The sequence below is a fragment of the Kitasatospora sp. NPDC051984 genome, from assembly GCF_044593455.1.
In the GTDB taxonomy this organism is placed as follows: domain Bacteria; phylum Actinomycetota; class Actinomycetes; order Streptomycetales; family Streptomycetaceae; genus Kitasatospora.
In genome coordinates, this window is sequence record NZ_JBIUCB010000005.1 from 86,534 (window position 1) to 108,302 (window position 21,769).

General features: G+C 73.4%; 19 protein-coding genes. 12 read left to right on the top strand and 7 right to left on the bottom strand.

The genetic code is table 11. From position 1 onward, the window contains the following. Window positions 1-4: 4 nt before the first annotated feature. The 6 genes from ACIHEI_RS11870 to modA all read right to left on the bottom strand — a co-directional run bounded on the left by ACIHEI_RS11870 (window position 5) and on the right by modA (window position 6,979). Window positions 5-2,710, bottom strand: a complete 2,706-nt coding sequence (locus ACIHEI_RS11870; RefSeq protein ID WP_396606493.1) for an MXAN_6230/SCO0854 family RING domain-containing protein — start codon at window positions 2,708-2,710, stop codon at window positions 5-7. Between the two features lie 162 nt (window positions 2,711-2,872). Beyond that, on the bottom strand, window positions 2,873-3,751 hold the full coding sequence (locus ACIHEI_RS11875; protein ID WP_396606494.1) for a glycosyltransferase family 2 protein: 879 nt from the start codon (window positions 3,749-3,751) through the stop codon (window positions 2,873-2,875). 59 nt (window positions 3,752-3,810) lie between these two features. Beyond that, window positions 3,811-4,290 carry an SMI1/KNR4 family protein gene (locus tag ACIHEI_RS11880; RefSeq protein ID WP_396606495.1) on the bottom strand — a complete coding sequence of 160 codons (480 nt, stop codon included), beginning with the start codon at window positions 4,288-4,290 and terminating at the stop codon, window positions 3,811-3,813. 12 nt (window positions 4,291-4,302) lie between these two features. Beyond that, window positions 4,303-5,361, bottom strand: coding sequence for an ABC transporter ATP-binding protein (locus ACIHEI_RS11885; RefSeq protein ID WP_396606496.1), 1,059 nt, complete (start codon window positions 5,359-5,361; stop codon window positions 4,303-4,305). Continuing rightward, window positions 5,358-6,197 (bottom strand): ABC transporter permease, encoded by an 840-nt coding sequence (locus tag ACIHEI_RS11890; protein ID WP_396606497.1) that lies wholly within the window; start codon window positions 6,195-6,197, stop codon window positions 5,358-5,360. Before ACIHEI_RS11890 ends, ACIHEI_RS11885 begins: the two co-directional genes overlap by 4 nt. Continuing rightward, window positions 6,194-6,979, bottom strand: coding sequence for a molybdate ABC transporter substrate-binding protein (modA, locus tag ACIHEI_RS11895; protein WP_396606498.1), 786 nt, complete (start codon window positions 6,977-6,979; stop codon window positions 6,194-6,196). The genes ACIHEI_RS11890 and modA overlap by 4 nt, the downstream gene beginning before the upstream one ends. Before the next feature lie 271 nt (window positions 6,980-7,250). Here modA and ACIHEI_RS11900 point away from each other — a divergent pair, with 271 nt between their 5' ends. Next, entirely contained in the window at window positions 7,251-8,621 is a 1,371-nt protein-coding gene (locus ACIHEI_RS11900; protein ID WP_396606499.1) for a cytochrome P450, read from the top strand. A 48-nt stretch (window positions 8,622-8,669) separates the two neighbouring features. Here ACIHEI_RS11900 and ACIHEI_RS11905 read toward each other — a convergent pair whose 3' ends face one another. Further along, window positions 8,670-9,335: a hypothetical protein gene (locus tag ACIHEI_RS11905; protein WP_396606500.1), complete on the bottom strand. Its 666-nt coding sequence runs from the start codon at window positions 9,333-9,335 to the stop codon at window positions 8,670-8,672. Between the two features lie 434 nt (window positions 9,336-9,769). Here ACIHEI_RS11905 and ACIHEI_RS11910 point away from each other — a divergent pair, with 434 nt between their 5' ends. From ACIHEI_RS11910 to ACIHEI_RS11960, 11 genes are all read left to right on the top strand, one after another. Continuing rightward, a complete protein-coding gene (locus ACIHEI_RS11910) occupies window positions 9,770-10,567 on the top strand; it encodes an MHYT domain-containing protein (protein WP_396606501.1) in 798 nt (265 codons plus the stop codon). A gap of 80 nt (window positions 10,568-10,647) precedes the next feature. Then, the gene (locus ACIHEI_RS11915; RefSeq protein WP_396606502.1) at window positions 10,648-13,140 is read left to right on the top strand and encodes a nitrate- and nitrite sensing domain-containing protein; all 2,493 of its coding nucleotides are present in this window, start codon (window positions 10,648-10,650) and stop codon (window positions 13,138-13,140) included. Further along, a complete protein-coding gene (locus ACIHEI_RS11920; RefSeq protein WP_387634894.1) occupies window positions 13,137-13,547 on the top strand; it encodes a roadblock/LC7 domain-containing protein in 411 nt (136 codons plus the stop codon). The genes ACIHEI_RS11915 and ACIHEI_RS11920 overlap by 4 nt, the downstream gene beginning before the upstream one ends. 105 nt (window positions 13,548-13,652) lie before the next feature. Further along, on the top strand, window positions 13,653-13,979 hold the full coding sequence (locus tag ACIHEI_RS11925) for a DUF742 domain-containing protein (protein WP_396606749.1): 327 nt from the start codon (window positions 13,653-13,655) through the stop codon (window positions 13,977-13,979). Beyond that, entirely contained in the window at window positions 13,960-14,547 is a 588-nt protein-coding gene (locus tag ACIHEI_RS11930; RefSeq protein WP_387859565.1) for an ATP/GTP-binding protein, read from the top strand. Before ACIHEI_RS11925 ends, ACIHEI_RS11930 begins: the two co-directional genes overlap by 20 nt. Before the next feature lie 142 nt (window positions 14,548-14,689). Next, the gene (locus tag ACIHEI_RS11935; protein WP_392944590.1) at window positions 14,690-15,121 is read left to right on the top strand and encodes a CBS domain-containing protein; all 432 of its coding nucleotides are present in this window, start codon (window positions 14,690-14,692) and stop codon (window positions 15,119-15,121) included. Between the two features lie 311 nt (window positions 15,122-15,432). Continuing rightward, entirely contained in the window at window positions 15,433-15,570 is a 138-nt protein-coding gene (locus ACIHEI_RS11940; RefSeq protein ID WP_396606503.1) for a hypothetical protein, read from the top strand. Window positions 15,571-15,770: 200 nt separating this feature from the next. Then, window positions 15,771-16,985 (top strand): MFS transporter, encoded by a 1,215-nt coding sequence (locus tag ACIHEI_RS11945; protein ID WP_396606504.1) that lies wholly within the window; start codon window positions 15,771-15,773, stop codon window positions 16,983-16,985. Window positions 16,986-17,366: 381 nt separating this feature from the next. Next, window positions 17,367-17,981: a hypothetical protein gene (locus tag ACIHEI_RS11950; protein WP_396606505.1), complete on the top strand. Its 615-nt coding sequence runs from the start codon at window positions 17,367-17,369 to the stop codon at window positions 17,979-17,981. A 258-nt stretch (window positions 17,982-18,239) separates the two neighbouring features. After that, window positions 18,240-18,680, top strand: a complete 441-nt coding sequence (locus tag ACIHEI_RS11955; protein ID WP_387634875.1) for an Lrp/AsnC family transcriptional regulator — start codon at window positions 18,240-18,242, stop codon at window positions 18,678-18,680. Between the two features lie 98 nt (window positions 18,681-18,778). Then, the gene (locus ACIHEI_RS11960; RefSeq protein ID WP_396606506.1) at window positions 18,779-21,733 is read left to right on the top strand and encodes an aminotransferase; all 2,955 of its coding nucleotides are present in this window, start codon (window positions 18,779-18,781) and stop codon (window positions 21,731-21,733) included. Window positions 21,734-21,769: the final 36 nt, after the last annotated feature.

Here is a 21,769-nt window from a genome sequence, read left to right on the forward strand (position 1 = left end):
GGCGTCAGCGGGTGGGGGCGAGGAGGGCCACCAGATCGGGGGCGGTGAGGCGGTGGAGGGTGTCGGGGGCGGCGTCGAGGGGGCCGGGGTAGAGGCGGTAGAGGGAGCCGGTGAGGGGGGTGGTGGGGAGGTCGGCGTGGAGGAGGGCGAGGAACGTTCGTTGGGGGGTGGGGAGTTCGGTGGTGGTGGCGTCGGGGTCCTGGCGGTGGCGGAGGCGGGCGGCGAAGGTGGGGAGGTCTTCGGTGGGGCGGCGGCGCCAGTGGCGGACGGTGCCGTCGAGGCCGCGGACCAGGACCTCGCCGGTGGTGTGGGCGGCGCGGGCGCAGGCGATGTCCCAGAGGGTGGCGCGCTGGTCGGGGGAGAAGTGGGTGAGGACGTCGCGGCAGAGTTCGGCGATCGCGGTGCGGTAGGCGTTGACGCTGTGGAAGTGGCCGGTGGCGCCGATGTTGAGGTCGGTCCAGGTGAAGTGGCGGTCCGTCAGGTCGACGATCATCGGGACGGAGACCTTGGCGTGGCCGGTCAGGTCCATCCGTTGGCGGACGGCGCGCGGGTGGAGCAGCCGGCTGCCGGGCGGGGTCGCGTCGAGGTCGGCGAAGCCGGTGTAGGCCTCCGGGAGTTGGTCGAAGGGGACGTCGTTGTAGCTGAACACCAGCATCACGGCGTACCGGATCCGGGTGGCGGACAGCCGTTCGAGGTCCAGGTCGACGAACTCGGTGGCGCCGTCCGGTGGCGGGGCGGAGACGTAGTCGCCGGAGTGCACGGCGGCGCGCTGTCCGAACATCAACTGGGTGTAGTCGCACAGGCCGTGGAACTTCCAGTCCGCGTCGTACAGGGCAACGGAGAGGTCGAGGTCGACGCGGCGGCGCTGCGGTTGCAGCCAGTGGAGGAACAGCCGCAGGCGGTCGCCGGTCGGTAGCGGCAGGCGGCTGCCGCGCGGTACCGGGACCAGGACGCGGGCGGCCGCGCGTTCGGCGAACGGGACGGCCATGCCGGTCAACGCCTCGTCGAGGACGGCGAGTTCGGGAAGGTCGGCGGGCGTCGGGGTGGCGCGGCGGAGCAGTTCCTGCTCGATCAGGGTGACCACCGGGGCGCTCAACTCGGCCGGGACGACGGTGCCGTGGTCCTCCCGGGCGTGCACGGAGGCGGCCGGGCCGCGCAGGAAGTGCAGTCGTCGTTCGCCCGCGGTGCGCGGGCCGCGCAGGCGGCCGTACGCGCCGAGCAGCGGGCCGGGCGCGACCCGGGGCAGGGCGCGGGCCAGTACGGCGAGCAGCTCGGGTGGCAGCGGTTCGCCGGGCAACATGATCGCGTGCACGCGGAGGAGATGGTGCAGGCGGCGGGTCAACTCTCCCGGGCGGGACGAGAGTTCGTTGAGAGCGGTCGAGACGTCGCCGGTCGCGAGCAGGCCCTCCACCCGGGAGGCGAAGCCGGTGTGCGACAGCCGTCGGCGGCCGTCCGGGCCGGTGGTGATGCGTAGCGGTGCGGGCGGTGCGGCCAACTCCGGTGCGGCGGAAGGTCCGTCGAGGTCGGTGCCGCGCAGCAGGGCGAATGCGGCGGCCCCCGAGGGGAAGCGGCCCGCGTGCTCGAACGGATGCAGCAACTCGCCGACGCGCAGCCAGGGTTCGCGGTGGCGGCGGAGGTCCTCGGCGAGAGCCGACGTCGGCAGTCCGGCCAGGATTTCCAGCAGGCCGCGACGCACCGGGCGGGGCAGCTTGCGCAGTCGCAGGCGGCGGGCGGTGGAGCGCTGGAGATCCGGTTCGGCACCCGAGAAGGCCCAGAGCAGGCGCAGCACGTCGGTCGCGGTGTCGATCCGTTCCGCCAGGAAGGGGAGGGCCAACTCGCCGTCGCGGCGCATCAGTTCGGCCAGTGCGTGGGCCTTGGTCTCGCGTACCGGTATCTCGGCGGGCAGTCGGTGGGGCAGATCGGCCGGGGCGTGGGCGAGCAGGGTGGCCAGGTCGTCGCGGTCCTGCGGGCCGAGGGGGGTGCGGCGGCTCAGGAGCGTGTTCAACTCGGACATGGCGGCGTCGATGTGATGCCGCGTCAGGAGTCGGATCGGCCGTAGCTGGTCGGTTGTCGGGGGGTCGGCCTGGCCCTTGTGCGGCGGCGGGGCCGTCTTGGGGGTGGTGCGGCTTCCGCCGACCAGGAACGGGCGTTCGGCGAGGGGCTCCCAGCAGGCGGGGCAGTGGGCGGCCCGGCCGACCGTGGTCAGTTCGTCGAGGCAGTCGAGGCAGAGCAGGTGGGCGCACGGCGCGAGGATGCCGATGCCGGCCTCCGCGCCGGTCCGGGCGCAGCGGGTGCAGGGCTGGTTCGGCTGGTTGCGCAGGAAGGCCCGCATCTGGCGGCTGTGCTGCATCCGGGCGGTGTCCGGGACGGCGTCCGGGAAGCGGCGGAACAGCGGGGTGTGGCGGCGGCCGGTGCCCAGCAGGTGGTCGATCCTGGCGAGCAGCGCCGTGCCGGTCTCGGCCAGCCGCAGCGGGGCCAACCTGGCCAGGGTGGTGCGCAGTTCGGCCGTCGGCAGGTAGCCGCGGGACGCCAGGTCGGCGTCCAGTGCGGTCAGTCCGCGCAGGCTCCACGGGTCGGGCTCGGGCAGCAGTTCGGCCGGATCGACGGCGACGGCGGCGCGGCGGCGGAGCAGGAAGGAACCGAGGTCGAGGTCGACACTGGCGTCGAACCGGGCCCGGCTGGCTCGGGGCGTGCGAACGGGATCCCCCACGGAGACGGAAGACGAGAGTGCGGGCGGAGAGGGGGCGCGCTGATCTTTTCGGAGAAGGAGAAGGAAGCACGCCGCGGAGCCGCCCGCCGGGGCAGCCTAGCGGAGGCGCCGGGCCGCGCCAACGGATTTGATTCGACCGCGAATCCCGGGCACGTGCGGTCGTCAGATCAGGGGCGGGCGGCCGAGGCGGGTGAGGTGCCAGACGGTGTGCCAGCGCATGGGGCGGCGGGGTGGGCAGGAGGTGCGGAGGCCCTCGGCGAAGCCGGCGAACCAGGAGGTGAGGCCGGGGAGGGAGCGGGTGCGGGCGAGGGTGAGCAGCAGCCAGGTGGCGAGGTAGAGCGGGACGAGCGCGGCGGGGAGGCGGCGCTTGGCGAGCCAGACGCGGTTGCGGGCCGTGTAGCGGTAGTAGACGGCGTGCCGGGCGGGAGAGGTCTTCGGGTGCTGGAGGACCACCTGCGGGTCGTACTGGATGGTCCAGCCGTCGTCCAGGGCGCGCCAGGCGAGGTCGGTCTCCTCGTGGCCGAACCGGAACTCGCCCGCCCACAGGCCGGTGCGGCGCAGCATCGGCACCGAGAGGGCGTGGCCGCCGCCGAGGAACGCGGTGACCAGGCCGGCCCGCATCGGGTCGGACGCCCGCAGGCGGGGGACGTGGCGGCGCTGGGTCTCGCCGTGCTCGTCCGCGATCCGGAACGCGACGATCCCCAACCGGGGCTCTGCGGCGTAGCGTTCGGCGACGCGGCGGAACACGTCGTCGGCGATCAGCAGCCCGTCGTCGTCCAGTTCGACCACCACGTCGATGTCGCCGGCGTCCAGCAGTGATTGGAGGCCGACGTTGCGCGCGCCCGGGCAGCCCGGGTTGTCGGTGAGGGGGAGCTTTTCGAGCCCGGGCCGGTCCACGTCGGTGAGCGGGCACGCGCTGCCGACCAGTACGACGCGCTGCGCGGGGAGGTCCTGGCGGTCCACCGAGTCCAGCAGGGCGGTGAGTTCACGCGGGCGGTTGCCCATGGTGACGATCACGACGCCGATTCGTGGTGCGCTCATCTGCTGGACTCCGGTGCGGGACGGGCGGGTTCGGCCCCGATGGTAGCCGGAGGGGCCGGTCAGGCGTCGAACGCGCTTGTGGCGGTGAGCTGTTCGAGGAAGGTGCGCAGGTCGGGGGCGAGGGCGAGTTCGGTGCCGGCCTCGGCGTCGAGCCAGGTGACGGAGGGCTCGCGGTGCGGGCCGCGGGCGCGGTAGTCGAGGGCGATCCACCAGTGGCCGTCGCCGCAGAGCAGGACCACGGGCGAGGGCAGCTCCCACTCGCCGATCAGGTACGGGGTGTCGAGCAGCGAGAGGGCGTCCGGCCGGTGGCCGATGCCGAGCAGGTGGTCGAACGGGACGTGGTCGTCGCTCCAGGAGGTGGGGCGTTCGGTCGGGAAGGCGGCGTACTCGTCGGCGATCGCGCCGCCGTTGCGCCGGCGCAGCAGGGCGAGCAGCTCGGCGGGCAGGGTGACGCCGAGCAGGCGCTGCGCCTCGGCGACGGCGGCGTCGGTGAGCGGCGGCTGGGTGAAGGCGGGGGAGTCGTCCCGGAAGAGTTGCACAGGGGCAGGATCTCAGGCCGGGTAGGCGTGGGTCTGGGTGGCCTTGACGGCGGCCCAGACGCGGGTGCCGGGGGTGAGGTCGAGGTCGGCGGCGGCGGTGGGGGTGAGGTCGGCGGCGAGGGGGAGGGGGCCGGTGAGGTCGACGCGGAAGCGGTCGCCGTGCAGGTCGAGGCCGGCGACGGTGCAGGGGAAGAGGTTGCGGGCGCTGGTCTCGGGGCGGTGGCGGTGCAGGGTGACCGCGTCGGGCGGGAAGGCGACGAACGCGGGGCCGGTCAACTCCTCGTCGGTGGTGAGGACTTGGCCCTCGGGGAGGGTGACGTGGCGGCCGTTCGCGGTGCCCTGGTACAGGTTGAGGCCGACCAGGCGGGCGATGTAGTCGGTGCGCGGCCGGCGGGCGACCTCCGCGGGGCGGCCGGTCTGGACGACCTGGCCGGCCTCGATGACGACCAGGCGGTCGGCGAGCACCATCGCGTCCAGCGGGTCGTGCGTGACGAGGACCGCGACGGCCTCGAACTCGGCCAGGTGGCGGCGGAGTTCGGCGCGGACGTCGAGCCGGGTGCGGGCGTCGAGGGCGGCGAGTGGTTCGTCCAGCAGCAGCAGGCGGGGGCGGACGGCGAGGGCGCGGGCGAGGGCGACGCGCTGGGCCTGGCCGCCGGAGAGTTTCGCGGGGCGGCGTCCGGCGTGCTCGGCGACGCCCATCCGCTCCAGCCAGGGCAGTGCCTCGGCGCGGGCGGCGGCGCGGCGAAGTCCCTTGCAGCGCAGGCCGAACGCGACGTTGTCGAGCGCGGACAGGTGAGGGAAGAGCAGGTAGTCCTGGAAGACCACGCCGATCGGGCGCTGCTCGGCGGGCCGGAACACGTCGTCGGCGGGGGAGTCCAACTGCTCGCCGTCGAGGGCGAGATGGCCGCCGGTGAGGGGGAGCAGCCCGGCGAGGGCGCGCAGGGCGGTGGACTTGCCGGCGCCGTTCGGGCCGAGCAGGGCGACGACTTCTCCGGGTTGTGCGGACAGCGCCACGTCGAGCGCGAACGGGCCGCGTTCGACGAGGAGTTGGGCGTCCAGAGCAGGGTTCACGGGGTGGACATCCAGCGGTCGCGCAGTCCGGCGAGGACGGCGATGGAGACGGTGAGCAGGATCAGGCTGAGCGCGATCGCCGCCTCCGGGTCGGACTCCATGGCGAGGTACACGGCCAGCGGCATGGTCTGGGTGCGGCCCGGGAAGTTGCCGGCGAAGGTGATGGTGGCGCCGAACTCGCCGAGCGCGCGCGCCCAGGCGAGCACCGCGCCGGCCCCGATGCCGGGGGCGACCAGCGGCAGGGTGACCCGGCGGAACGCGGTGAGCCGGGACGCCCCGAGGGTGGCGGCGGCCTCCTCGTAGCGCGGGTCGGCGGCGCGCAGTGCGCCCTCCACGCTGATCACCAGGAACGGCATGGCGACGAACGCCTCGGCGACCACCACGCCGGCGGTGGTGAACGGGAGGGTGATGCCGGTCGCCGAGTCCAGCCAGCGGCCGACGATGCCGTTGCGGCCGAGCACCAGCAGCAGCGCGACGCCGCCGACCACCGGCGGCAGCACCAGCGGCAGGGTGACCAGGGCGCGCAGCAGCCGGCGGCCGGGGAACTCGGTGCGCGCCAGCAGCCAGGCCAGCGGGACGCCGAGCAGCAGCGAGATGCCGGTGGCGGCGGTCGCGGAGATCAGCGACAGCCGCAGCGCCTGCCAGACCTCGGGGCCGGTGAGCAGCGTGGGCAGCGCGCTCCACGGGGCGCGGATCAGCAGGCCGAGCAGCGGCAGGACGAGGAAGGCGAGGCCGAGCAGCGCGGGAAGCAGCAGGGCGGCGGGGACGCGGGTGGCCCCCCGGGGCCGCCGCCGGCCCCGGGGGTGTGGTGCGGGAGTGGTTCGGGGGGTGCTCACGGGACCTGGAAGCCGGCCTCGGTCAGCACGTTGCGGGCGTCCATGGAGTTCAGGTAGCCGAGGAACGCCGCGGCGCCGTTGCTGTTGGGCGCCTTGCCGAGGGCGACGACCGGGTAGTCGTTGACGGCCTGCGCGGCCTCGGGGAACTCCACGCCGTCGATCTTCGCGGCGTCCGCCTTCACGTCCGTCCGGTACACCAGCGAGGCGTCCACCTCGCCGAGTTCGACCTTGGTGAGCGCGCCCTTGACGTCCTGCTCGTAGGTGGCGGGGGTGAGTTCGACGCCGGCGGCCTTCAGCGCGGTGATGGCGGCGGCGCCGCACGGCACCTCCTTGGCGCACAGCGCGGTCTTCGCGCCGCCGAGGTCCTTCAGGGCGGCGATGTGCTTGGGGTTGCCCTTGGCGACGGCGATCTCCAGCGTGTTGCGGACGAACACCCTCGGGTCCTCGCCGGTCAGCTTGGCGTCCGTGACGGTCTTCATGGTGGCGGGGCTGGCCGCGGCGAACACGTCCACGGGTGCGCCGGAGACGATGCTCTGGGCGAGGGCGGAGGAGCCGCCGAAGTTGAAGGTCACCTTGGTGCCCGGGTAGGCGGCCTCGAAGCGCTTGCCGAGCTCGGTGAAGGACTCCTTGAGCGAGGCCGCCGCGAACACCGTCACCGTGCCGTCGACCTTGGGGGCGTTCTGCGTGCCGTTGTTCGACGTGGGGTTGGCGGTGCACGCGCTCAGCGCCGCCGCGAGGGCGAGCACGGCGGTGGCGGCGAGGAGGCTTCTGGCGCTGCGCATGGATGGTTCCCCTGGTCGTGGTGGGCGGTCGCGGCGATTTGTCGGGGGCCGATCAGCTGATCATAGTGCCGCAACTGCGGGGCTCAAGGGGGAGACCCCCTCGCACCAGCGACCTTAAGGCGAACTTAAGGGCTGCATGTGCCAGGCCTCAAGCGCCAGATCAGGCCAATGATCGTTCCTCTCGCCATGCCCCGCCCCCCGGGAGATACTGACGCAGTGTCAGCGAACCCCTACCGTCCGGGGGCTCGCCCGCCGACGGAGGGGGAACTCCATGACCGCGACCACCCGCGTGCCCGGCCCGGCCGGACTGCCGCTGATCGGCTCGCTGCTCGACCTCAAGCGCGACCCGCTCGCCACCTACGTCGCCGCCCACCGCGACCACGGCGACGTGCTGCGCATCCAGGCCGGCCCGCCCGGACTGCGCGCCGAGATCTACCTGGTCTGCTCGCCCGAGGGCGCCCAGCAGGTGCTGGCCACCGAATCGTCCAACTTCCGCAAGGACAACGTGTTCTACGGCGAGATCCGGGCCAGCTTCGGCAACGGCCTGCTCACCGCGCAGGACGAGGACTACCTGCGCCAGCGCCGCCTCGTCCAGCCGCTGTTCACCCGCCGCCGGGTCGACCAGTACGCGGACGCCATCGGCGTCGAGGCCGAATCGCTGGCGCAGCGCTGGGCCGAGGCCCCCGAGGGGACGGTGGACCTCGCCGAGGAGATGTCCCGGTTCGCGCTGCGCACCGTGGCCCGGATCCTGTTCGGCCAGGACGTCGAACAGGCCGTGGAGACCGTCCACCACGCCTTCCCGATCCTTGGCGCGTTCGTCCGCGACCGCGGCTTCGCCCCCGTCCGGTTGCCCCGCGAATGGCCACTGCCCGGGCACCGCAAGGCACTTGAGGCCGAACGCGCGCTGTACGCGGTGTGCGACGGGATCATCGCCCGGCGGGCCGCCGAGGGCGACGCCGAGGAACGGGACGGGGAGGACCTGCTCGGCCTGCTCGCCAAGGCCCGCGACGAGGACGGCAACCAGCTCGACGCCACCGAACTGCGCGAACAGGTGCTGATCTTCCTGCTGGCCGGCCACGAGACCACCGCCACCTCGCTGACCTTCGCCCTGCACCTGCTCGCCAAGCACCCCGAACAGCAGCGCCTGGCGTACCAGGAGGCCGCCGAGCTGCTCGCCGAAGGGCGCCGTCCCACCGCCGCCGACTACGCCCAACTCCCGTACCTGACAAGGGTGCTGAAGGAGGCGATGCGGCTCTACCCGGCCGCGCCCTCGGTCGGCCGGCGGGCCGTCGATTCCACCGTGGTCGGCGGCGTCGAGATCCCGGCCGGCGCGGACGTGCTGATCGCTCCGTACGTGACGCACCGCCACCCCGAGCACTGGGACGACCCCGAGCGCTTCGACCCCGAGCGGTTCACCCCCGAGCGGGAGGCCGCCCGTCACCGCTACGCCTGGTTCCCGTTCGGCGGCGGCCCGCGCGCCTGCATCGGTCAGCACTTCTCGATGCTGGAGTCGGTGCTCGCGCTGGCCGTGCTGCTGCGGGAGTTCGAGATCGCGGCCGTCGACACCGATGTCCCGCTCGGGCAGGGCATCACGCTGGAGGTGCGCGGTCCGGTCCGGGTGAAGCTGACGCCGCGTCAGTAGCAAGTGTGCCGCCCGCTCCCCGAGTTGATGGGGGAGCGGGCGGATGGCTCAGGCGGTGTGGGTGAGCTTCACCAGGCAGAGGGTGACCGGGTTGGGGCTGTCCTTGCGGACGAGCATGTTGTCACTCTCGGGGAAGGCGTCGCAGGCGTCGTCGGCGGTCGAGGAGGATCGGCCGACCACCTTGGAGTCCGCGTCCTTGGCGCCGCAGTCGACCACGACGATGAAGGTGCGGGTGGAGCCGCCGACCGTGCGCAGGCAGTCGCCGGCCTTGACGTTCGCCGGGTCGGCGACGGAGCTCGTGGCCGTGGGGGTCGGGTAGCTGCTGACGTGCACCCGGACCGGGGCGGGGCCGGTCGCCCCGTCGCGCCAGGAGTGGCCGCCGTTCCAGACGAGCGCGGCGATCAGCAGCACCGGCAGCAGCAGGCCGAGGATCTGCACCCGCTGCCACAGCGGACGGCCCACCGGCATCGGGGTGCCCGGCGCGCCCGGCAGCGGCGGGGGCAGCCGGCGGACCTTCGACCAGGCGCCGAGGTTGGTCAGCATGGTGATCGGGTTGATCAGCATCGAGCCGATGCCCCACCAGCCCTGCCACAGGCTGTTCGAGGTCATCCGACGCACCGACGCCAGTCCGCAGTCGCGGCAGAACGGGCCCCGCAGCTTGAGGAACCGCATGAGCACGATGAAGCCCTGGTGGCCGCGGACCGTGGCCTCCACGGCCGGGACCGAACCGCAGAAACGACAGAACGGGCCGTGGAACGGCGCCTGCGGGGCGGAAGCGGTCTCGGCCCCTGGAGCGGCGTACGTCGGAGCACCGAATGCGCCGGACGGCGGGGGCGGGACGGGATTGGACACGTAGATCCTCGAATTGATGTTCCAACTGGAAAGTACGCGGAGAGTAGCGGGTCCGGCCGACAGTCCGCATCCCGGTTGAAGCCCGGCGCCCGGCGGAGCATGCGGGGGGCATAGGCCAAGGGCCCATTCGAGCACACCGAACCCACGCCGCGTGGTGCTTTTCAGATCTTCTGGTGACCATCTATCAACTCTGGGTAGCGTCCAGCGTCCCCGGATCAACAAGAGCCCTGGCACCCAGGAGCTTTGACTCAGAAGAGCGTGGGCGAGCGCCGCCGGGCACTCGCAGGAGGCAACCCATGGGATCGATGGACCACTTCAGTGTCGGCTGGCTCACCCCAGTCCTCTCCTACGCGATGGCCTGCGTCGGCGCGGCCCTCGGCCTGCGCTGCACCCTGCGCGCGCTGTCCGCCACCGGCGCCTCCCGCCGCAACTGGCTGCTCACCGCCGCCGCCGCGATCGGCTCCGGCATCTGGACCATGCACTTCGTCGCCATGTTCGGCTTCGCCGTGGACGGCACCGAACTGCGCTACGACGTACCGCTGACGGTGCTCAGCCTGCTGGTCGCGATAGCCGTGGTCGGCCTCGGCGTGTTCGTCGTCGGCCACGGCCGGCACCGCGGCCGCAGCCTGCTGCTCGGCGGACTCACCACCGGACTCGGCGTGGCCGCCATGCACTACCTCGGCATGGCCGCCGTCCGCATCCACGGCGAACTGCACTACCGGTTCGGCACCGTGGCGCTCTCCGTGCTGATCGCCGTCGGTGCCGCCACCGCCGCGCTCTGGGCCGCCGTCACCATCCGCAACGTGTACGCCGCCGCGGCCGCCTCGCTGGTCATGGGCATCGCCGTCAGCTGCATGCACTACACCGGCATGGCCGCCGTGCACGTCCACATGGAACCCGCCCGCACCGGCCTCGGCGGCGCCACCGCCATGCAGTTCATCTTCCCGCTGGCCGTCGGACTCGGCTCGTTCCTGTTCCTCACCGCCGCGTTCGTCGCGCTCTCCCCGACCGCGCAGGAACGTGCCGCCTACCGCGAGGCCGGCCAACTCGCCGTCGAGGAACTCGCCGTCGACGAACTCGGCCGCGCCGCCTGACCGGTCGTCATCCACCCTGTCGCCGTCTCAACGCTCGCCCGGCCAGATGCGCCGAACCCCCCGAAAGGCCGTCCCCGCCCATGCGCCCACCCCGAGGCACCTCCCGCAGCGGACCACCCGCCCCCAGCGCCACCCGCGGACCCGCCCGCAACCGGCCCGGCGCCCCCCGGCGCGGCGCCCACGCCGGACCGCCCGCCGACGAAACCCCGCTGCCCGCAGCCCCGTTGGCCCGCCCCGGCCTGCGCCCGCGCACCGTCCGGGCCCGGATCGTCGCCGTCCTGATGCTCCCCGTGGTCGCGCTGATGGCGCTGTGGTCGTTCGCCACCGTCAGCACCGCCGGCGACGTCTGGGAACTGCTGCGGATCAAGAACGTCGAAACCACCCTGCGCACCCCCCTCGACCGCACCGTCACCGCCCTGCAGGCCGAACGCGCCGCCGCCGGCCAACTCCTCGCCACCAACGGCCCCGACGCCGCCCGCGACAGCGAACTGCGCGCCGCCGCCCAGAACACCGACAACGCCGCCGCCCCGCTCACCCTCGCGCCCGGCTACAACCGCGCCGACGCCGAAGGACTCGGCAACGAGACCGCCGGCCGCCTCGACACGCTGGCCCGCGCCGTCGCCGCCCTCCCCGCGCTGCGCCGCCAGATCTCCGGCCACGGTGTCCGCTGGGACGACGCGTACAACGCCTACACCGCGGCCGTCGACAACGCCCTCGCGGTGGCCGGCTCGCTCACCGCCCTGCAGGACCACCGGGTCGCCGCCGACGCCCGCGCACTGCTCGAATTCGCCCGCTCCCGCGAACAACTCGCCCGCGAGGACGCCCTGTTGCGCGCCGCCGCCCGGGCCGGCCGGCTCGACGACACCCAGTACCGCACCGTCCAACAGGCCGCCTACGCCCGCGCCCAGTTCGAACAGGCCGCCGCACCCGACCTGCGCCCCGCCGACCGCGCCGCGCTGGCCACCGTCACCAACGGCCCCGACTACCAGGAACTGCGCCGCTACGAGGAAACCGTCACCGCCGCCGGCGACCCGCGCGCCGCGCTCGCCGCCGTCCCCGCCGACCGCTGGGCCACCGTCGCCGCCACCACCGCCCACGACCTCGCCGCCGTCGAACAGCAGGCCGGCGAGACCGCCGCCGAACGCTCCGACCCCTACGCCCTCGGCCTGTTCACCACCTCCGGCGCCACCGTGCTGCTCGGCCTGCTCGCCGTCCTCGCCTCCCTGCTGGTCTCCGTCCAGATCGGCCGCGGCCTGGTCGCCGAACTGCACGCCCTGCGGAACTCCGCACTCGAACTCGCCGGACGCAAACTCCCCGCCACCATGCGGAGGTTGAGGTCCGGCGAGGAGGTCGACGTGGACACCGAGGCGCCGCTGCGGGAACACGGCGGCGACGAGATCGGCCAGGTCCACCAGGCCCTCGACACCGTCCAGCGGGCCGCCGTCACCGCCGCCGTCGAACGCGCCGAAGTGCTGTCCGGCGTCTCCGGCGTCTTCGTCAACCTCGCCCGCCGCAGCCAGGTCCTGGTGCACCGCCAACTCACCCTGCTGGACGCCATGGAGCGCCGCACCGAGGACCCCGCCGAACTCGACGACCTGTTCCGGCTCGACCACCTCACCACCCGGATGCGCCGCCACGCCGAAGGCCTGATCATCCTCTCCGGCGCCGCCCCCGGCCGCGCCTGGCGCAAGCCCGTCCCGCTCACCGACGTGGTCCGCGCCGCCGTCGCCGAGGTCGAGGAGTACGCCCGGGTCGACGTCCAGCGCCTCCCGCACGCCGCCGTCACCGGCCCCGCCGTCGCCGACCTCACCCACCTGCTCGCCGAACTCGTCGAGAACGCCACCGGATTCTCGCCCCCGCACACCAAAATCCACATCCGCGGCGAACAGGTCGGCACCGGCTACGTGGTGGAGATCGAGGACCGCGGCCTCGGCATGGGCCCCGAAGCCCTCGCCGACGCCAACCGGCGGATCGCCGCCAGCGACCAGGTCGACCTCTTCGACAGCGACCGGCTCGGCCTGTTCGTGGTCAGCCGGCTCGCCAAGCGGCACGGCGTCAAGGTCGCGCTCCGGCCGTCGGCCTACGGCGGCACCACGGCCGTCGTGCTGCTGCCGACCGAGCTGCTCGACCTGCGCGGCGTCGAGGCGGACGGACTCTCGCCCGACGGATTCGTCGAACCCGCCTACCCCGCACGGCCGTTGATCCCGCCATCGGTACCCGGACGGGCCGCGGCCACCGCGCTGGCCGAGCCGCCTCCCGCGCCTGCGTCGTTGCTCCCGTCTGCGCCGCCTGCGTCGTTGCTCCCGTCCGCGCCGCCCTCGCCCGCGCTGCCCGCCGACGGGGACGACCAACTGCCGCGCCGGGTACGGCAGGCCAGCCTCGCGCCGCAACTGCGCGACGCCCCCGAACCCGCCCGGCCCGGGCTGCGCCCCGGCTCGCCCGCCGCGCCCGCCTCGTTCGCCGACCGCGACCCCGAGCAGGCCCGCGCCGCGATGGCCGCGTTCCAGCACGGCTGGGCCCGGGGCAGCGCCCCCGACACCCGTCCTTTCGAGCGAGGAGACCGCCCCCGATGATCGGCACCGCCCACCACACCGGCGAACTGAACTGGCTGCTCGACGAGTTGGTCACCCGCACCGCCCAGGTCAAGTTCGCCGTGATGCTCTCCGCCGACGGCCTGTCGATGGGCAACTCCACCGGCCTGGCCCGCGAGGACACCGAGCACCTGGCCGCCGTCGCCTCCGGCTTCCACAGCCTCGCCAAGGGCGCCGGCCGGCACTTCGACGCCGGCCAAGTCCGCCAGACCATGGTCGAGTTGGAACGCGGCTACCTACTGGTCGCCGCCGCCGGCCAGGCCTCCTGTCTGGCCGTCTTCGCCGGCCCCGACGCCGATCTCGGCCTGGTCGCCTACGAGATGGCCCGCCTGGTGCGCCGGGTCGGCGAACACCTGGCCGCCGCCCCCCGCGGCCCCCAGGAGGGGTGACCCCCGTTGGCCTACCCCCCGCGCCACTACCTGCCCGGCTCCCCGTTCGGCTACCCGCCGCCGCCCGACCGCCCCGTCCAGTGGTACGACGAGGCCGCCGGCCCGATGGTCCGCCCCTACGCGCTCACCAAAGGCCGCACCCGCCCCGGCCAGCCCTTCGACCTGATCGCGCTGGTCGTCACCGATGTCTTCGATCCGGCGGTTCTGCCGGTCGGCCCCGAACAGGCCGCCATCCTCCACCTGTGCCAGGGCAACGCACTGTCCGTCGCCGAGATCGCCGCCGAGCTCGACCTGCCGCTCGGCGTCGTCCGGGTCCTGCTCGGCGACCTCCTCGACGCCGAACACATCCGGGTCAGCCGTCCCGTCCCCCCGGCCCTGCTCCCGCACGAGCACATCCTCCAGGAGGTCATCCATGGACTTCGCGCGCTCTGACGACCTGGCCCTGAAGATCCTGGTCGCGGGCGGCTTCGGCGTCGGCAAGACCACCCTGGTCGGCGCCGTCAGCGAGATCAAACCGCTGCGCACCGAGGAACAACTGACCGCCGCCGGCACCCACATCGACGACCTCGGCGGCGTCGAACGCAAGACCACCACCACCGTCGCCATGGACTTCGGCCGGATCACCATCCGCGAAGGCCTGTCCGTCTACCTCTTCGGCACCCCCGGCCAGGACCGCTTCTGGTTCCTCTGGGACGAACTGGCCCAGGGCGCCCTCGGCGCCGTCGTCCTCGCCGACACCCGCCGCCTCACCGACTGCTTCCCCGCCGTCGACTTCTTCGAGCACCGCGGCATCCCGTTCGTGGTCGCCGTCAACCACTTCGACGGCACCCGTGCCTTTCACCCCGAGGAGGTTTCGCGGGCCCTCGACCTCGACTGCGGCACCCCCGTGGTGCTGTGCGACGCGCGGGAGCGGGGATCGGGAAAGACCGTGCTGATCAACCTCGTTGAGCACGCCGGGAAGGTGCATGCGGCGAGAGTGCTGGCGGAGAGCGGAAGTTGACCTCCAGCTGCGTTGCCAGGGGCGTTCCGATTCGCGGGGACCTCGTCGCGGGGAGAAGCTGGACCAGGGGTGCAACGCCACAGGGCGGGCCGCGATCTCCGCGGCCGGACACTCAGTAACCAGCTGTAACCAGGAGGACGGCATGACCACGGCCAAGGACATCATGCATCCGGGTGCTCACTGGATCACCAAGAGCGACAATCTCCTGCACGCCGCCCAGCTGATGCGCCAGTTGAACGTGGGTGCGCTGCCCGTGGGCGACGAGACGCACAACGAACGGCTGTGCGGGATCATCACCGACCGCGACATCGTACTGAAGTGCGTCGCGCAGGGCCTCGACCCGGCCGACTGCAAAGCCTCCGACATTGTCGAGGGCACCCCGCGCTGGATCGACGCGGACGCCGGCATCGACGAAGTCCTGCGCGAGATGGAGAGCCACCGCATCCGCCGGCTCCCCGTGATCGACAACAAGCGCATGGTCGGCATGATCAGCGAGGCGGACCTGGCCAGGCACCTGCCGGAGAACCAACTCGCCGAATTCGCCGAACGCATCTACGCGGGGAGCTCGAGGTAGCGACCGCTGCGGTGACCACGGCGTCGCAGCGGTGGAGGTGCGTCAGTTGACGCCCTCGACCGCGGGCGGCGCCTGGTCGTTGCGCAGGAGGAGCGCGGACGCGGTCAGCCAGAAGAGCAGTTGCCCAGTACGTGCCCGCCCGCCCGCTGCGCCCGCTGCGGGCGGATGCGGGCAGGGCCGCTACCTGGAGCGTAGCGCCCAACTCGCCCGCACCGCCCGGGGATCGGGCCATCGGGCGGCCGCTCACCCGATGGTGGTGGCGCCGCCCCGGCGCCGGGCTCGGGCGGAACGAGATCGGGGGTGTACCCGCGATGGCGAACGACGGTCGACGGGCGACGACGGTGAAGCGGCTGGCGAAGGCGGCGCTGTTCAGTGCGGTGCGGGCGGTGGCGGGAGCAGGCGGGACGGCGGCGGTGGGGCTGGTGGTGTGGTGGGTGCGGCAGCGCTGACGTGAGGGGCGAGGGCCCGGACGTAAATGGGTGGACGGCGTCCGGGCCGGCTGGGCTAGCATGCCGCCATGTTCCTCATCCGTGACTAGGACCCCGCGCGGCACCCGCCCACCACGACCGGTGGCGCGGTGCCTTCGGCGTCCCTGTTCACCGGCGTGCTGCTCGTTGCCGCGCGCCCGGCTTCTTCGAGGAACCTCACGATGTCTACGTCGTATTGGGCTGTTCTGCGCACCCCTGGCGCCGCCCGACTGTTCGGCGCCGCCATGATCGGCCGCCTCTCCTACGGCACCGTCTCGCTCTCCCTGCTGCTCGCCGTCGCCGCCACCACCGGCTCGTACGCGCGGGCCGGCTGGGTGATGGCCGTGCTCTCCACCGTCAACGTCCTGCTGTTCCCGGCCCGGGCGGGAATGGTCGACCGCTACGGGCCGCGTCGCGTGCTGCCGCCGATGGCCGCCGGGTACGCGCTCACCCTGCTCGGACTGGCCGCCGCGACGTGGCGGTCCGGCACCCCGTACCCCGTCCTGCTGGTACTGGCCGCGGCGGCCGGCGTGTTCGCCCCGCCGCTCGGGCCCGTCACCCGCGCGCAGTGGAGCCGGCTGGTGACCGACCCCGAACTGCGGCGCCGGGCCTACAGCTTGGACACCGTCGCGGAGGAACTCCTGTACGTCACCGGCCCGTTGCTGGCCGGCGTTCTCGCAACGGTCGCGCGTCCGGCCGTCGGCGTGCTGCTCAGCGCTGCGCTGGTCCTCGGCGGGACGCTCGCGCTGGCGGTGTCCGTGCCGCGAGAGACGGCTACCGGTGGCGCCGACTCGTCTTCTGGAGACGAGGTTTCGAGCACCCGTGGGCTGCTGTCCCGGGCCCGTCAGCCGCTGGCGGCTGCCGCCGGGGCCGGGGCGGGGCTCGGCGCGTTCGGCCTGCTGGCCGTGGTCTTCGCCGGTCAGCACGGGCGGGACGCGGACGTCGCCTGGGTGGAAGCCACCCTCGCCGCCGGCAGCGCGATCGGCGGCCTCGCCCTCGGCGCCGTCAACTGGCGTATGGCGGCCGGGAATCGGCTCACCATCCTGACCGCCGTCCTCGGCACCGCACTCGCCCTCGCCGCGCTCGCCCCGTCCCTCCCCGTCCTGGCCGTCATCGCCGCCTTCGCCGGACTGGCCGTCGCCCCGACCCTCACCACCGCCTACCTGCTCACCGACGAAATCGCCGCGCCCGAACAGCGCACCCGGGCCGGCGCCTGGGTCAACACCGCCTTCAACGCCGGCGGTTCACTCTCCACCGCAACGGTCGGCCTGCTCACCGAGCGCCTCCCGCTCTCCGTCTGCCTGCTGCTCGCCGCCGTGCCCGTGCTGGCGGCGCTGGTCGCCGCTCCGTCCTGGCGGGTGTTCGGCAACGAGCGGGCGGTGGCGGCGGAGGGCTGAGCCTCCGGCAGTACCGAGGGCTGGGGGCGGCGTAGCCGCCCCACCCGGAGGGGAGGTTCCGGACGAGGGCGGGCCCACGACGGCCCTCGTCCGGCGGCTTTCGCTTCGACGTTCGCGGTCCGACCGTCAGGGCCGTGGCGGGACGTGCCGGCGCCGGCGGTGGGTCGCTCGGGCGAACCCGTCGAACATGGGTATGACGTCCCGCAGTTGATGAGGGGAGCGGGGCGTGGTGTGGCAGATCGGTGTCGTGTGTGCGGTGACCGGGCTGGTCGGTGCGGGGCTGTTGCGGTGGTTGCCCGTTCGGGGCGGGTGGACGGCCTGACGGCGGTCGAGGTCGCGGGAGTGCGGGGCGGTTCGAAGGCCGCGCTGGGAGTGGCCGTCGTGGAACTGCACCTTGTCGGGGCGATCGACGCAGGCTCGCGTGGCCGGCTGCGGCGGGTGGTGCACACCGGGCCCGGGCGTGACGTGACTGTGTTGCACCGGGCCGTGTGGACGGCGTTCGGCAGGGACCTGTCGTTCGCCGATGCTGCCGCCGCCCCGGTCGTGCGGCGAGCACGGGATGAGCCGGGCGCCGAACTGGCCGGACACGGCCTGCGGTGCGGCCGGGCCCGGTTGATGGTGGCCCGCCTGCTGGGCCTCGCAGCCGGCGGTGCGGCCGTGGGCATCGCGGCGCAGGGAGCCCGTTGGGCGGGGGTGACCTTGGCGGTGCTCGCGGTTGCTGTCCTGTGTGCCCCGGCGCGGACCCTGGCGGGGTGTCGGCTGTTGCGCGAGCTACGCCGCCTGCATCCGCTTCCCGGTGGCGCCCCGGCCGGGACGGAGGAGGTGGGGCTTCTGGTCGCGCTTCACGGGCGCCGGGCTCTGCGTTCACTGGTGCCGACGCTCGCCGCCGGCGCCGGCCTGCTCGGTGGCGGTGCTGCCCGGGAAACCGTTGCCCGGTCGGAGGGTGGCCCGTACGAGGGGTGGGGCGTCGATGCCGGTGGCAGTGGGGGTAGTTGAGAGGTCTCCGCTGCGGTGCTTCTGCTCCTCGCGCGACTGGGTGTCGAGCTGCCGTGTCGAGCTGCCGTGCCGAGCTGCCGTGCCGAGCTGCCGTGCCGAGCCGCCGGGCGGAGCCGCCTCGGCGCTCGATCCGTGTGTCCGGGCGCTCGATTCGATTGCGCTGACCATTGATTCGAGCGTCCGGATCCGGCATGGTGTCCTTCACAGCGCTCCGAGCTGCTGTTTCCCCAGGTTTCCGCAGTGAAGGGTCCTTGCTTCGTGGACGAGATCGACCGGGCCATCCTGCGGGAGCTCCAGGTGGACGGGCGGATCCCGTACGCCGAGTTGGGGCCAAAGGTCGGGCTGTCGCCGTCCGCTGCGCGGCAGCGGGTGCAGCGGCTGGTCGAGGCCAAGGCGGTGCAGGTGGTGGGGGTGACCGACCCGATGACCATGGGGCGGCAGACCATGGCGCTGCTGGGTCTGCATGTGGACGGCGACCCCCGGGCGGTGGCCGATGAGTTGTCGCGGCACGACGAGGTCGTGTACGCGGTGCTGACCGCCGGGACGTTCGATCTGTTCGTCGAGGTGGTGTGCGACCGTCCGAGCGACCTGCTGGATTTCGTCAACGACGTGGTTCGCGCCGTCGAGGGCGTCGTGTCGGTGGAGAACTTCCCCTACTTCGCGATCCACACCCACCGCTTCCTTTGGCACGTCGACTAGGGACCGCCCGGCCGATCCTGCCGGGCGCGATCGACCGGACAGGCCCTGGCCCAGCCGCCGACGCGCCGTCATATCCGCACCACGCCGAGGACCCCGTCATGCCGCACCCCGAGCACCGCACCGTCGACTTCTTCGCCGAGGACGCACTCCCCGTCCCGCGCATCACCCCGGCCGAGGCCGAGCTCCTCGCCGCCAGGGAGCTCGGGATCGCCGGGCGTGCCGAGTCGCTGGGCAGCCAGCAGGACGCCAACTTCCTGCTCCGCGACGGGGACGGGGGCATAGCCGCGGTGCTGAAGATCGCCAACCCGGCGTTCGGCGCCGTCGAGGTCGAGGCCCAGGACGCCGCCGCCGACCTGATCGAGGCCGCGCACCCGGAGTTGCGGGTGGCCACCGTGCTGCGCGACCACGACGGTGCCCCGCGCCGGGCCGTGGTGGAGGTCGAGGGCGGGCCGGTCACGGCGCGGGTGTTGCGGCACCTGGACGGGGGTGCGCTGTCGGGGCCGCGGCATCTGTCCGCGAGGACCGTCGCGGCGATGGGGACGATCGCCGGGAAGGTCAGCACCACGCTGCGGTACTTCCGGCACCCCGGGCTCGACCGCGTCCTGCAGTGGGACCTGCGGCACGCCGACCGGGTAGTGGCCCGGCTCGCCGCGCACGTCGGCGAGCCCGAGCGGCGGGCCGCCGTGCTGGCGGCGACGGACGAGGCCTGGGCGCGGGTCGAGTCGGTCGCTGCCGAACTGCCGTTGCAGGCCGTGCACTTGGACCTCACCGACGACAACCTGATCCGCCGTCCGGGCAGTTGCCCGCCGATGCCCGACGGGATCATCGACTTCGGTGACCTGACCACGAGTTGGGCGGTCGGCGAACTCGCCGTCCAGCTCTCCTCGATGCTCCACCACGACGGCGTCGAACCCCACCAGGTGCTGCCCGCAGTCCGGGCCTTCCATGCCGTCCGGCCGCTGTCCGCCGCCGAGGCGGGGGCACTGTGGCCGCTGGTCGTGCTGCGTGCCGCCGTGCTGGTGGTCAGTGGGCGGCAGCAGGCGGCCGTCGACGCGGACAACGCCTACGCCACGGCCGCGCTCGACCGGGAGTGGCGGATCTTCGAGCAGGCCACCCGCCTGCCGCTGGCGGTGATGACCAACTTGGTGCAGGACGCGACGGGCCACGCCGACGGACCGGCCGCGGTCGCCCCAACGGCGCAGCAACTGCTGGGCGGATTCGACGAGTTCACCGTCCTCGACCTGTCCACCGACGCCGACACGATGGACGGCGGCAACTGGCTGGAAGCCGGCGCCGAGGACCGGGCGGCGGCTGCCGCGCTGGCCGGCGGCGCGCAGGCCGTCCGCACCCCGTACAGCGGCGTCAGGCTCTCCCGGACGCCCGCGCTGTCCGCCGTCTCCCCGGAAACCGTCTCCACCGGCGTCGACCTGTGGCTCGGCCGGACCGCCGCGGCGCACGCGCCCGACGCCGGACGGGTGCTGGCCGCCGGGCCGGGGAAGATTGAACTCACCTATGGGCAGTGGGTGTTGGAGCTGGCCTTCGCGGCAACGGTTCACCCGCTGGTGGCCGAAGGTGCGGAGGTCGGCGCGGGCGAGGAACTCGTCCACCTCCCGGCCTGCTCCGCCGTCCGCCTCGCGCTGCGCGACGCCGACGGTCCGGCCGTCCCGCCGCTGGTGCGCCCCGAGTACGCCGCGGGCTGGCTGCCGCTCACCGCCGACCCCGCTCCGCTGCTGGGCCTGGCCTGCATCGAGCCGGTGGAAGAGCGGAGCGACCTGCTGGAGCGGCGCGGTGAGGTGTTCGCGACGGTGCAGGGGCATTACTACGACGCCCCGCCCCGGATCGAACGGGGTTGGCGCCACCACCTGTTGTCCACCGATGGCCGCTCGTACCTCGACATCGTCAACAACGTCACCCCGCTGGGCCACGCCCATCCCCGGGTCGAGCGGGCGGTGGCCCGGCAGTTGCGGCGGCTGAACACCAACTCGCGCTTCCACTACGCCTCGGTGGTGGAGTTCACCGAGCGCCTCGCGGCGCTGCTGCCCGCGCCGCTGGACACCGTGTTCCTGGTCAACTCCGGTTCCGAGGCAGTCGACTTGGGGCTGCGGCTGGCCATCGGCGCCACCGGGCAACCCGACGTGGTCGCGCTTCGGGAGGCGTACCACGGCTGGACGTACGCCTCCGACGCCGTCTCCACCTCGCTCCAGGACAACCCCAACGCGCTTGCCACCCGACCGAGTTGGGTCCACACCGTGGACTCGCCCAACCCCTACCGGGGCCGCCACCGCGGCGCCGACGCAGCCCGCTACGCCCCCGAGGCCGTGGCGGAGATCGACGCCCTCGCTGCTGTGGGGCGTCCGGCCGGTGCGTTCGTCAGTGAGACGTTCTACGGCAACGCCGGGGGAGTGGCGCTGCCGGACGGCTACCTCGCCGAGGTGTACGCGGCGGTGCGGAGGCACGGCGGGCTGGCCGTGGCCGACGAGGTGCAGGCCGGGTACGGCCGGCTCGGGCACTGGTTCTGGGGCTTCGAGCAGCAGCAGGTCGTCCCCGACATCGTGTGCGTCGCCAAGGCGATGGGCAACGGGCACCCGCTCGGCGCGGTCATCACCACCCGGGCGATCGCCGAACGGTACCGCGAGCAGGGCTACTTCTTCTCCTCCACCGGTGGCAGCCCGGTGTCCAGCGTCGTCGGGCTGACCGTGCTGGACGCCCTGCGCGACGAGGACCTCCAGGGCAACGCCGTCCGGGTCGGCGGCCACCTGAAGCGCCGGCTCGAGGCGCTGGGCGACCGGCACGGGATCGTCGGCGCGGTGCACGGCTCGGGCCTCTACCTCGGTCTCGAACTGGTCCGCGACCGTGGGACGTTGGAGCCCGCCACCGAGGAGACCGCGGAACTCTGCGATCGCATGCTCGACCTCGGCGTCGTGGTCCAGCCCACCGGCGACCACCTCAACATCCTGAAGATCAAGCCCCCGCTGTGCCTCGACACCGCCGCCGCGGACTTCTTCGCCGACACCCTGGACCTGGCCCTCACCCAGCTCGGCCACGCCGGCTGACCACCGGCTGATCCAGGCCCCCGGCGCCGGGCGACT

What these genes read in the sequence shown, in the direction of transcription:
- ACIHEI_RS11960 (WP_396606506.1), top strand. Translation starts at nt 18,779, where the DNA reads ATGCCGCACCCCGAGCACCGCACCGTCGACTTCTTCGCCGAGGACGCA.
- ACIHEI_RS11875 (WP_396606494.1), bottom strand. Translation starts at nt 3,751, where the DNA reads ATGAGCGCACCACGAATCGGCGTCGTGATCGTCACCATGGGCAACCGC.
- modA (WP_396606498.1), bottom strand. Translation starts at nt 6,979, where the DNA reads ATGCGCAGCGCCAGAAGCCTCCTCGCCGCCACCGCCGTGCTCGCCCTC.
- ACIHEI_RS11930 (WP_387859565.1), top strand. Translation starts at nt 13,960, where the DNA reads ATGGACTTCGCGCGCTCTGACGACCTGGCCCTGAAGATCCTGGTCGCG.
- ACIHEI_RS11940 (WP_396606503.1), top strand. Translation starts at nt 15,433, where the DNA reads ATGGCGAACGACGGTCGACGGGCGACGACGGTGAAGCGGCTGGCGAAG.
- ACIHEI_RS11915 (WP_396606502.1), top strand. Translation starts at nt 10,648, where the DNA reads ATGCGCCCACCCCGAGGCACCTCCCGCAGCGGACCACCCGCCCCCAGC.
- ACIHEI_RS11910 (WP_396606501.1), top strand. Translation starts at nt 9,770, where the DNA reads ATGGGATCGATGGACCACTTCAGTGTCGGCTGGCTCACCCCAGTCCTC.
- ACIHEI_RS11925 (WP_396606749.1), top strand. Translation starts at nt 13,653, where the DNA reads ATGGTCCGCCCCTACGCGCTCACCAAAGGCCGCACCCGCCCCGGCCAG.
- ACIHEI_RS11945 (WP_396606504.1), top strand. Translation starts at nt 15,771, where the DNA reads ATGTCTACGTCGTATTGGGCTGTTCTGCGCACCCCTGGCGCCGCCCGA.
- ACIHEI_RS11935 (WP_392944590.1), top strand. Translation starts at nt 14,690, where the DNA reads ATGACCACGGCCAAGGACATCATGCATCCGGGTGCTCACTGGATCACC.
- ACIHEI_RS11900 (WP_396606499.1), top strand. Translation starts at nt 7,251, where the DNA reads ATGACCGCGACCACCCGCGTGCCCGGCCCGGCCGGACTGCCGCTGATC.
- ACIHEI_RS11920 (WP_387634894.1), top strand. Translation starts at nt 13,137, where the DNA reads ATGATCGGCACCGCCCACCACACCGGCGAACTGAACTGGCTGCTCGAC.